Annotated in this window: 17 protein-coding genes; 8 read left to right on the top strand and 9 right to left on the bottom strand. The window is 66.7% G+C overall.

The window, feature by feature from the left end; all coding sequences use genetic code 11:
• Positions 1-7: 7 nt before the first annotated feature.
• Positions 8-652 (bottom strand): peptidase, encoded by a 645-nt coding sequence (locus CyaNS01_RS04480; RefSeq protein ID WP_186699187.1) that lies wholly within the window; start codon positions 650-652, stop codon positions 8-10.
• A gap of 212 nt (positions 653-864) precedes the next feature.
• Positions 865-1,365, bottom strand: coding sequence for a DUF2214 family protein (locus tag CyaNS01_RS04485; protein ID WP_186699189.1), 501 nt, complete (start codon positions 1,363-1,365; stop codon positions 865-867).
• Between the two features lie 195 nt (positions 1,366-1,560).
• Between CyaNS01_RS04485 and CyaNS01_RS04490 the strand changes: the two genes are divergently transcribed.
• From CyaNS01_RS04490 to CyaNS01_RS04510, 5 genes are all read left to right on the top strand, one after another.
• Positions 1,561-2,481: a sigma-70 family RNA polymerase sigma factor gene (locus tag CyaNS01_RS04490; RefSeq protein WP_186699191.1), complete on the top strand. Its 921-nt coding sequence runs from the start codon at positions 1,561-1,563 to the stop codon at positions 2,479-2,481.
• A 39-nt stretch (positions 2,482-2,520) separates the two neighbouring features.
• Positions 2,521-2,871 (top strand): YkvA family protein, encoded by a 351-nt coding sequence (locus CyaNS01_RS04495; RefSeq protein WP_186699193.1) that lies wholly within the window; start codon positions 2,521-2,523, stop codon positions 2,869-2,871.
• Positions 2,872-2,930: 59 nt separating this feature from the next.
• On the top strand, positions 2,931-3,260 hold the full coding sequence (locus CyaNS01_RS04500; protein ID WP_186699195.1) for a hypothetical protein: 330 nt from the start codon (positions 2,931-2,933) through the stop codon (positions 3,258-3,260).
• Between the two features lie 39 nt (positions 3,261-3,299).
• Positions 3,300-3,548 carry a hypothetical protein gene (locus CyaNS01_RS04505; protein WP_186699197.1) on the top strand — a complete coding sequence of 83 codons (249 nt, stop codon included), beginning with the start codon at positions 3,300-3,302 and terminating at the stop codon, positions 3,546-3,548.
• A gap of 82 nt (positions 3,549-3,630) precedes the next feature.
• Entirely contained in the window at positions 3,631-4,146 is a 516-nt protein-coding gene (locus CyaNS01_RS04510) for a phosphate-starvation-inducible PsiE family protein (protein WP_225875803.1), read from the top strand.
• Here the strand turns inward: CyaNS01_RS04510 and CyaNS01_RS04515 are convergent.
• Together CyaNS01_RS04515 and CyaNS01_RS04520 are read right to left on the bottom strand one after the other, a co-directional pair.
• The gene (locus CyaNS01_RS04515; protein ID WP_186699199.1) at positions 4,082-4,612 is read right to left on the bottom strand and encodes a Nif11 domain/cupin domain-containing protein; all 531 of its coding nucleotides are present in this window, start codon (positions 4,610-4,612) and stop codon (positions 4,082-4,084) included. The genes CyaNS01_RS04510 and CyaNS01_RS04515 overlap by 65 nt on opposite strands.
• A complete protein-coding gene (locus CyaNS01_RS04520; protein ID WP_225875804.1) occupies positions 4,605-5,072 on the bottom strand; it encodes a GNAT family N-acetyltransferase in 468 nt (155 codons plus the stop codon). The genes CyaNS01_RS04515 and CyaNS01_RS04520 overlap by 8 nt, the downstream gene beginning before the upstream one ends.
• A gap of 236 nt (positions 5,073-5,308) precedes the next feature.
• On the opposite strand from CyaNS01_RS04520, the gene CyaNS01_RS04525 reads away from it, so the two are divergent.
• Together CyaNS01_RS04525 and CyaNS01_RS04530 are read left to right on the top strand one after the other, a co-directional pair.
• Positions 5,309-5,674 carry an AbrB family transcriptional regulator gene (locus CyaNS01_RS04525; protein WP_186699203.1) on the top strand — a complete coding sequence of 122 codons (366 nt, stop codon included), beginning with the start codon at positions 5,309-5,311 and terminating at the stop codon, positions 5,672-5,674.
• A 117-nt stretch (positions 5,675-5,791) separates the two neighbouring features.
• Positions 5,792-6,202 carry a c-type cytochrome gene (locus tag CyaNS01_RS04530; RefSeq protein WP_225875805.1) on the top strand — a complete coding sequence of 137 codons (411 nt, stop codon included), beginning with the start codon at positions 5,792-5,794 and terminating at the stop codon, positions 6,200-6,202.
• A 24-nt stretch (positions 6,203-6,226) separates the two neighbouring features.
• Here CyaNS01_RS04530 and CyaNS01_RS04535 read toward each other — a convergent pair whose 3' ends face one another.
• Positions 6,227-6,496, bottom strand: coding sequence for a YciI family protein (locus CyaNS01_RS04535; RefSeq protein ID WP_186700256.1), 270 nt, complete (start codon positions 6,494-6,496; stop codon positions 6,227-6,229).
• 131 nt (positions 6,497-6,627) lie between these two features.
• On the opposite strand from CyaNS01_RS04535, the gene CyaNS01_RS04540 reads away from it, so the two are divergent.
• Positions 6,628-6,897, top strand: a complete 270-nt coding sequence (locus CyaNS01_RS04540; RefSeq protein ID WP_186699205.1) for a hypothetical protein — start codon at positions 6,628-6,630, stop codon at positions 6,895-6,897.
• 40 nt (positions 6,898-6,937) lie between these two features.
• Here CyaNS01_RS04540 and CyaNS01_RS04545 read toward each other — a convergent pair whose 3' ends face one another.
• Genes CyaNS01_RS04545 through CyaNS01_RS04560 form a run of 4 tightly spaced genes read right to left on the bottom strand, consistent with a single transcriptional unit; the run spans position 6,938 to position 9,055 of the window.
• Positions 6,938-7,549 carry a DUF938 domain-containing protein gene (locus CyaNS01_RS04545; protein ID WP_186699207.1) on the bottom strand — a complete coding sequence of 204 codons (612 nt, stop codon included), beginning with the start codon at positions 7,547-7,549 and terminating at the stop codon, positions 6,938-6,940.
• 19 nt (positions 7,550-7,568) lie between these two features.
• Positions 7,569-8,384 carry a tryptophan synthase subunit alpha gene (gene trpA, locus CyaNS01_RS04550; RefSeq protein ID WP_186699209.1) on the bottom strand — a complete coding sequence of 272 codons (816 nt, stop codon included), beginning with the start codon at positions 8,382-8,384 and terminating at the stop codon, positions 7,569-7,571.
• A 27-nt stretch (positions 8,385-8,411) separates the two neighbouring features.
• Positions 8,412-8,807: a DUF3007 family protein gene (locus CyaNS01_RS04555; protein WP_186699211.1), complete on the bottom strand. Its 396-nt coding sequence runs from the start codon at positions 8,805-8,807 to the stop codon at positions 8,412-8,414.
• A complete protein-coding gene (locus CyaNS01_RS04560; protein ID WP_186699213.1) occupies positions 8,804-9,055 on the bottom strand; it encodes an NAD(P)H-quinone oxidoreductase subunit L in 252 nt (83 codons plus the stop codon). The genes CyaNS01_RS04555 and CyaNS01_RS04560 overlap by 4 nt, the downstream gene beginning before the upstream one ends.
• Between the last annotated feature and the right edge of the window lie 35 nt (positions 9,056-9,090).

The raw sequence follows: 9,090 nt of genomic DNA on the forward strand, positions 1-9,090 counted from the left end.
GGCCCGCTCAATCGGCCCTCAGCACCGTCTGCGCTGATCCTGCGGCTGGCGCCGGGGCTGCGGGCGGCGGCTGGCTGAGCCCAGGCTGGGACTGAAGCCAGCCCAGGGTGGCCCGATCCCGCGCGCTCAGCTCCAGCACCGGCACCGGTCCGGGAATGGCGGCCAGGGCGTCGCCGGCAACATCGCTGTGGCCCCAGATCCCGAAGGCGTGGCCCAGCTCATGCAGGGCCGTCGCCTGGGTGGCCTCCAGCCGCTGCCCTGGACTGATGCTCACCAGCACCTCGGGCTCCAGCTGCCAGCTGCCCTGCCGCAACACGGCCACGAGCTGCAACTCGGCGCGGCCATGGCTGGCGCGCCCACCCCTGAGGGGAGGCCGGCGGCGCAGCAGCTGAATCTGGGCCTGGCGGGGATCGTCCACCAGGGTGATCGGCAGCTCCGCGCTCCAGGTGTTGAGGGCGGCCTGCACCGCCTGGCGCCAGCGGCCATCCCAACGTGCTGCCGGCCCTGCGATGGCGCCCGGCTCGATCCAGAGGCACCAGTGGTCGCGCCGGGGCCAGCCCCAGGGGGTGGGCTTCAGCAGGTGGCGGTAATCGCTGGCCACCGCAGGAGCTGTTGGGGGCGGGGTGCGCTCAGTGGGCGAAGGGCGGGGCACCAGGCGCCTGGCTTCAGCGACGGGACAGGCTCGTGGGCCGGCTGGCCTGGCGGCCGGTAGCGGCTGGGCCTGGAGGGGGCCGCCCAGGGGCGGGGCCTTGAGGGGGCTGGTTAAGGGGGCTGAGATCGCCAGCCCAAGCAGGCCCAGGCCCAGAGCGCCAGGGACAGCTGGGAGCAGCCGTTGCGGCAAGCGATGCATCCTGCTCAGCGGTCTCAGCCCAACCCCTGGCTGGGTAGACCGACGCCCCGGGCCATGAGGGTGGCCAGCAGGGGGATCAGGGCGAACCCGGCCAGTTCAATGTTCAGGATCCAGGACAGCCGTTGGGCCAGGGCCTCACTCACCTGGGGCAGTTCGCCCTTGCGCAGCGGAATCGCCCAGAGGATGTAGGTGACTGTTGGATACAGGGACAGGGCGCCCACGGAGAGGTAGACCCCGACCTTCCACCAGAAGAGGGGATTCTCGGTGTAGAAGCCGCTTCCCTGTCCGTAATACAACACACGCAGGATGCCGCTGCCCAGGAGCGCCAGGGCCGCCAGGCCGTAGACGATGTCCGTGATCACCATCAAGGTGGCGTTCTCCCGGCTGGGGTTTGGGGCGATCAGGCGACGCTCCAGCACAAGAGCCCCGAAACACACCATGAAGCTCAGGTAATGCAGATAAGCCACCCCGGCCCGGGGCAGCACTTCAGCGGGAAGCGAGTCCAGCAGTGGCATGTGGGGGTGAACTCCAGGGTTGTTCAGCCGCGGGAGTTTAACGGTGACATCCCGCAGGCTGCGAGCCAGGGGGGCTGGAGATGAAGATGAAGTGTTCCTGAAAATGTGTAGCAAGTTGGAAGGTTGGAAGCTTTTCCGTTGGTTCTTCATTTGGCCGAAAAACTCCTTAGGTTCATTGAACTGAAACCGCGATTGATGCCAAGCTCCCTGAGCGCCTATCTGGCCGAAATCGGTCGCCATCAACTGCTCTCGCCGGAGCAGGAGCTCACCCTGGGCCGCAAGGTGCAGGCCATGGCCGGGTTGCAGGAGCGCTGCCGGGAGGCCGGCGGTCAGGGCCCCGCCTGTGAGTACAGCGACCAGGAGCGCCGCGCCCTGCGCCTGGGTGAGCGGGCCAAGAACCAGATGATCACGGCCAACCTGCGGCTGGTGGTGAACCTGGCCAAGCGCTACCAGAACAAGGGGCTTGATCTGCTGGATCTGATTCAGGAGGGCACCCTGGGCCTGACCCGTGCCGTGGAGAAGTACGACCCCACCCGCGGCCACCGCTTCAGCACCTACGCCTACTGGTGGATCCGGCAGGGTCTGAACCGGGCGCTCTCCACCCAGAGCCGCACGATCCGGATCCCCGTCAATGTGAATGAGAAGCTCACCCGCCTGAGGGCCGCCAAGGCCCGCTACCTGCAATGCCATGGCGTCAACCCTGGCGCCCCAGCCCTGGCCAGGGCGATGAACCTGCCGCTGTCTGAAGTGGAGGAGCTGCTGGGCTGCGAACTGCGCAGCATCACCGTCAGCCTGCAGGGGGTGGTGAAGTCCAAGTCAGACCCCTCCGAGCTGGTGGATGTGCTGCCAAGCCAGGATCTCGCGCCGATGGAGCGGGCCGAACTGGCCGAGCGCAGTGCCTCGGTGTGGGTGTTGCTGGAGCGCTCCAACCTCACTCCCAAGGAACGAACGGTGTTGATGCTGCGCTTCGGGCTGGATGGCAGCCACGAGTGGCGCACCCTGGCGGAAGTGGCGCGACAGCTGGATTGCAGCCGCGAATATTGCCGGCAGGTTGTGCAGCGCGCCCTGCGCAAACTGCGGAAAACCGGCATTGAAACGGGCCTGGTCGAAGCCTGACTCGGTCAAGAATGGCAAGGTCGGCCTGTTGAATGTCACGTGTCAAATTCCGTTGATGCTGAGGTGCTGGAGAGCACCGTCGTTGACGAAGCCCTGCTGCTGAGACTGCTGCGCCGTGCTGGGCGGGGCATTGCCAGGCCGGCTCTGGAATGCCTGGAGATGCTTCTGGATGGGGACACCCCCACGCCGGCCAAGCTCACGGTGCTCGCTGCCCTCACCTATCTCCTGGTGCCCCTGGATCTGATTCCAGATTTCATTCCGGTGGCAGGCTTCAGTGATGATCTGGTGGCCATCACCGCCCTTCTGGGCATCTGCGGTCGCCACCGCACCGAAACCATCAGGATGCGGGCGCAGCGCAGACTGGACCGCTGGTTCCCGCTGGGACGCTGATCGGTCAAGCTTCTGGCCCGTTCCCCGCTGTCCCGTTCCTGCCGTGATTCGCTGTTGCCATGTCCGCGCTGAGCCCTGAGCAGCTCGAGGGGCTTCAGGCCTTCCTCAAGGACTGGCTGCGGCACAGCGGCCGCACCCAGGCCGACCTGCGGCGGGCGCTGCAGGCGAGCTCGATCCGGATGCCGGTGCTGCTCGAGGCCCTGCAGCACACCTACGCGGGTGAGGGGCTCACGGGTCTGGCTGGCCAGCTCTGCGGCATTGAGGAGCGCTGGCAGCTGGAAGATCAGGCCATCGACACCGTTCCTGCGCCAACGGCCCAGGACGGCAGTGCTTCCCTCGGCCAGCTGGATCTGTTGTTGCAGGAGATCCGCTCTGAACGGCGCGATTGAGTCGTTGTCGCCAGAGTGGGCGCAACGCGTCACATCCGCATGATCACGTCCTTGGTCCGGGTCCTGGCCCTGTTCTGCCTGGCGTGGGGAGCGGTGGAGCTGCCAGCAGCCCTGGCCCAACGGGAGGGCTATCTGCTCGGTCCAGGCAGTTCCGTCGGCCCTGCGACCAGGGTGAAGCCCACCAACTGTGTCACCGCACCCGATGGAGCGGTGACCTGTGACACCGAGTTGGAAAATCCTGCCGGCGACACCCCGGCCAGGCCGCAGTTCGAGTTGTTTGAGAACTGAGCCTCCCCACGGGAGCTGCATCGTTCTTGGGGGTGTTCAGGCCCCAGGCCCACCTGTGGTGCAAGAGTTGGGCGCCTGATGGATGCCAACCCTGTCCCGGCCCCTCGTGTTGCGTCTGCAGCGTCTGCTCGACGACGTCTACTACCTGTCCGTGATCGACCGCGCCGAGCGGCAGCTGGCCAAGCTGCTCGGCATCGTGCTGGTCGTGGTGATGGCGGCGGCCACCCTGCAGTTGATCTGGCAGGTGGCGTTGGCCCTGAGCGTTTCCGAGACCCCCTGGCTGGGCGACAAGCTGAACCGGGTGCTAGGCGATCTGCTCAACCTGCTGATCGCCGTGGAGGTGCTGCAGAACATCACCTCCTATCTGCGCCGCCACGTGGTTCAGATCGAGCTGGTTCTGCTCACGGCCATGACCGCTGTGGCCCGGAAGGTGATCGTGTTGCCCGCCGGTGCCGAGAGCAAGCCCCAACTGCTGGCCGGGCTCGGCATCGCCGTGCTCGCCCTGGCCGGGGCCTACTGGTTGGTGCGTTCGCTCACCCTGCGCAGGAAGCGCTCCAGAAAAGTGCGAGCCAGACGGAGCCGGGGGCAGGATCTGTAGCGACGACGCGATGGCGTCGGTGGGGCGCGATCAGCATCCAGTCGCCCTGCTGAAGAGCCCTGGCGCCGGGCTCATCGGCGAACTGCAGCAGGGCTGAACCCTGCACCAGGGTGATCCACTCATGCTCCGTCTGGTCGTACCACTGATCGCCCGGCGTAGTGGCCGCGCAGGAGTGAATCCGCTCCAGCCTCCAGCCCTCACCCCTCACCAGCACGCTGCAGGATTCAGCCCCCTGCGGTGGGCAGGGCTGGCTCAGCAGGTTGGTGCTCACAGCTCCGGGTTGGGGCGGCTCTCCCCAGCGGCGCCCAATCTCAAAACCGCAACGGCTTGCCAGGTCCACGACCTGGTGATGGTGCTCACAGTCCCTCAAGGTCTGGCGCAGGGCTGGGTCTGTCTCGGCGAGCTCTACAAAGGCATTCAGTTGCCTCACCTTCTCCAGAAACTGTTGCAGTTGGGCTTCAGCCACGGGCGGCAGCGGCACCGAGGTGCGCGGTGGTCAGCGGTTTGATCATCCGCCAGCGCTCGAAGCTCACGCCTTGCAGCTGCACCGTTTCGGCCGCCTCCACCTGCCAGCCGCGCCTCAGCAGCAGGGGCCGGGACAGCTGGCTGGCCTCCGTGCGCAGCTGGGGGACGCCATGCCGCCGGGCGTGGGCCTCCAACTGTTCGAGAATGGTGCTCGCCAGCCCGCGTCGGCTGGCCACGCCGCGGCAGTAGAGCAGGGAGAGGCGATCGGCTGGTTCGAGAATCCCGAAAGCCTCGAGCTCATTGGGTTGATCCACTGGGTGGCTGCCCAAGCCGTAGCCCTGCTGCAGGGCGATCGCCACGCCATTGCTGCGGGAGGCATGCTCAACCCAGGCTGCAATCTGTGCGGGGCTGTAGAGCCGAACAGCCTGGCTGACCACGGCGTCCCGATAGAGCAGGAGCAACTGTTCCAGGTCGCTAGGCCGCAGGATGCGTAAGCGGTTCATCCACCCGATCCTCCCAAGGCATGTTCTATCACCTCGTTGATGGTGGCGGTGGCCGTGGCACAGAGGGCCGCCCAATTGGCTTGGGATCACCATTCTCAAGTTGCAAGCTTGTCAACAGCATCCGGTGGTGTAAATTTAAGAAGTCTTAGAGGGAAGTTTCCCCCTATCACCTCCCCCTACCACCTCCCTGACCGATGCTCACTGGATCTGAACTGCTCGCCAAGGTCAAAGAGCTTGGTGACGTGAGTAAGTCGGAGATCGTCCGCGCCTGCGGTTACGTCTCCACCAAGAAGGACGGCGGCGATCGCCTCAACTTCACGGCCTTCTATGAAGCCCTGCTCGAAGCCAAGGGCGTCGAGCTCGGTGGCACGGGCAAGGTCGGCAAAGGTGGGCGCAAGCTCAGCTATGTGGCCACCGTGCAGGGCAATGGCAATCTGCTGATCGGCAAGGCCTACACCGCCCTGCTGGATCTCAAGCCCGGCGATGAGTTTGAAATCAAGCTGGGACGGAAGCAGATCCGTCTGATCCCCGCAGGCGCCACCGACGAAGACGAGGAGTGATGCTTCGCCGGCTGCCTCAGCGCCGCAGCTGAGCCAGTCTGGATGGCGACGTTCTCCCCCTGCTGCTGATTTCCATCGGGGTGCCAACCTGATGGATCAGCAGGTGTGATTCAGCCGATGCCATCCAGTGTTCTCTCCATCCGACCTCCTGCTGCTCAACGGCTCCAGGAGGTTTTCAGCAGGGGCTTTGCGGACGTGGTGATGCTGGTGTGGGTCGCTCTGGTGGCGCTGGTGGCGCTGGTGCCTCCAGCCCACGCCGCCATGACCAGCAGCGACGGATCCCAGCTGTTTGCCAATCACTGCGCCGGCTGCCACATCCATGGCGGCAATGTTCTGCGTCGGGGCAAAACCCTCAAGCTGGCTGCCCTGGAGCGCCAGGGCGTTGCCTCCGAGGCCGCGATTGCTGCGATTGCAGCAGCTGGTGTGGGCCAGATGGGGGGGTACGCGAACGTGCTCGGCGAGGACGGCGTCCAGGCTGTAGCGGCCTGGGTCTGGGATCAGGCCCAGGCGGGCTGGCCCCGCAGCTGATCCCATCCCTGTTTGTCTGCAGGGTCAAAAGGCCTGAATCCAGCCATGGATCTCCACGGCAGTCCAGATGCCTTCTCGCCAGTAGATGTCCCCTTTGACGAGGGCCTCGACCTGCTCACGGCTGTCGGCCTCATAGATACCGAACACATGGGTGCTGCCTTCGGTGGGTCCCAGGGTGATCAGCGTTCCCGCCTGCTTCTGCCGTTTGAGCCCGGCGAGATGCTCCTCCCGAAACGGTGTGCGCTTGTCCAGCGCATCGTTGCAGTAGGTGCCCCAGAGCACGAAGCGGGCCATGGCGGAGTGGTGGAGGGCCTCGACCCTATCGGTGCCGGTGCACAAAGCGGAACGCGCTGGCGCCAACGCCACCCTCAGCCCCACCTCAAGGTGATAGGACAGCACGACGACCATCGCGCCCTTCTCCAGCCATGTTGATCCGTGCCGCTGCCCTGGTGTTCCTGGCCTTCGGAGCGCTGGTGTCTGAGCTGCCAGCCGAAGCCAACATGATGGATTTCATGATCCGCAAGTATTGCCTCGCTGCGGTGAATGATGAGGTCAAGGCTTCCGGGAAGCCGGCGCCGGCCGGCATGGCCGACTACACCTGCGACTGCGTGGTGCAGCAGATGAAGAGCGGCAGCAGTCAGGAGCAGGCCAAAACCACCTGCAAGGCCCGCACGGCCAAGAAGTACAACCTCTGAGCCCCCTGGGCCGTCGCCACCGCGGTGTCGTTCCCGGGGGTCAGGGCTGCCGGCGCCAGATCAGCACGCGGTTGTTGGCGGGTAAGGGCAGATCCGCCACCGGCTCCAGCCCCTTTCCCTTGGCCAGCTGAATCAGATCGCGGCTGTCGCGCACGCCCATGGCTGGGTCGATGCTGCGCAGGTGGGCATCAAAGGCAGCGTTGCTCTCCGCCGTGTGCACGCCGTTGTCGCAGAAGGGTCCATAGAGCAGCAGCAGGCCCCCGGGAGCCAGCACCCCGGCGCTGCCGTTGAAAAAGGCCGCCACGGCGGGCTCGCCCATGATGTGGGCGGTGTTGGCACTGAACACGGCGTTGTAGGGCCCTGCCGGCCAGGCGTGTGCCTCCAGCACATCGAGCGCCATCGCCGGCAGCAGCCGCGACCCTGGGGCGGCGTGCTCAGCCCCCTCTGCGTCGATGCGCTCCTGCAGGGGGCCAACCCCTTCGGAACGTTCACTCGGCTGCCAGATCAGCTGCGCCAACTGCCTGGTGAAGGCCACCCCGTGCTGGCCGCTGCCGGAGCCCACCTCCAGCACCGCGCCCCCCGCGGGCAGCCACTGGCGCAGCACCGCCAGGATCGGAGCCGCGTTGCGGTCGCAGGCAGGGGAGTACAGCATCACGGTTCGCTTGAGAAGCTCAGGGGTCCAGTCCGGCCCGCAGCTCGGCGCAGAAGCGGCCAGCGGCCGCGGCCACATCGGCCTGCTGGGTGTGGGCCTCAGCCATCACCCGCACCAGGGCACTGCCCACGATGGCGCCATTGGCTCCCCAGTCGCGCACCTGGCGCACCTGCTCCACCCCGGAGATGCCGAAGCCCACGGCCACCGGGGTGTCTGCCTGCGCCTTGAGCTGGCTCACCAGGGGGCCCACCCGGGCCTCGAGCCCTGCGCGCACGCCCGTGACCCCGGTGACACTGACCAGATAGGTGAAGCCGCGGCTGGCCTGGTGAATGCGGGCCATGCGTTGGGCCGGGGTGGTGGGGGCCACCAGCAGCACCAGATCGAGCCCGGCGGCGGCGGCGATGCCGGAGAGTTTCTCGGCCTCCTCCAGGGGCAGGTCCGGCACCACCAGGCCGGCGGCACCGCTGGCCGCGGCGGCCTGGCAGAAGGCCTCCATGCCCCGGTTGAGCAGTGGATTGCTGTAGGTGAACAGCACCACCGGCAGCCTGAGCTCGCCGCGCAGGCTGGCCAGCATCTCCAGCACCCTGGCGGGGGTGGTGCCGGCCGCCAGGGCCCGGCTGGCCGCCGCCTGAATCACGGGGCCGTCGGCGAGGGGATCGCTGTAGGGAATGCCCAGCTCCACCAGGTCGGCGCCGGCCGCCTCGAGGGCCAGCAGGGCGGCCCGGGTGGTGGCCAGATCCGGATCCCCGGCCATCAGAAACGGCATCAGGGCACAGCGACCCTGCTGCTCCAGCTGATCGAAGCGCTGCTGAATCGGAGTTGGGGCGACGGACACAGCGGCGGCAGGGGCTGGTCTGTGAGCCTATGCCTCGCCGTGGAGGGTCTCAGCGGTCGTGGTCTCGCCTGAGGCTGGAGCCGAGTCGGGCTCGTCCGCCTCCGGGCTGAGTTGGCCGGTGTCGCGCAGCAGCCTCAGCTGGTCTTCAGGGCTGAGGGCATCGAATTTGCGTTGCAGCGCCTCGGTGGTCGCGGCGTCGTAGGCCTCGCGATAGGTGCGGCGCTGCTGCATGTAGGTCATGTTGCCGCTGAGGGCCCTCAGCAGGTAGGTGGCGGTCCAGCCCACCACCAGCACCATCAGCAGGGCCGACGCGGCGATGCCGGCGGAGAAGCCCTCGAAACCATTGGCCTGGAACAGCGCATAGCCCAAGGCCCCGAGGCCGAACACCGCCAGCCCGAGCAGCAGGGATTGACCCTTGGTCATCGGGCAGCCTGGCCGGCCATGCGCAGATTGATGAATGGCGCGAACAGAATCAGGCCAGGGAAGAACAGGAACACCAGTCCATAGATCCCGAAGCGCTCCACTTTGCCCATCACTGTCCAGCGCTTGACCATCCAGGCGTACAGGGCCAGGGGGATCACCACCAGATAGGCCCCGCCGAGGGCGACGTAGAGGGCGAGCACCGGCAGCACCCCGGAGGGCAGCGCTCCCAGAAGACCAAGAAGGGACACGGCCGAAGTGGCATCGATGGGGCAAATCTAGAGTG

Source organism: Cyanobium sp. NS01 (assembly GCF_014280235.1).
Taxonomy (GTDB): Bacteria; Cyanobacteriota; Cyanobacteriia; order PCC-6307; family Cyanobiaceae; genus NIES-981.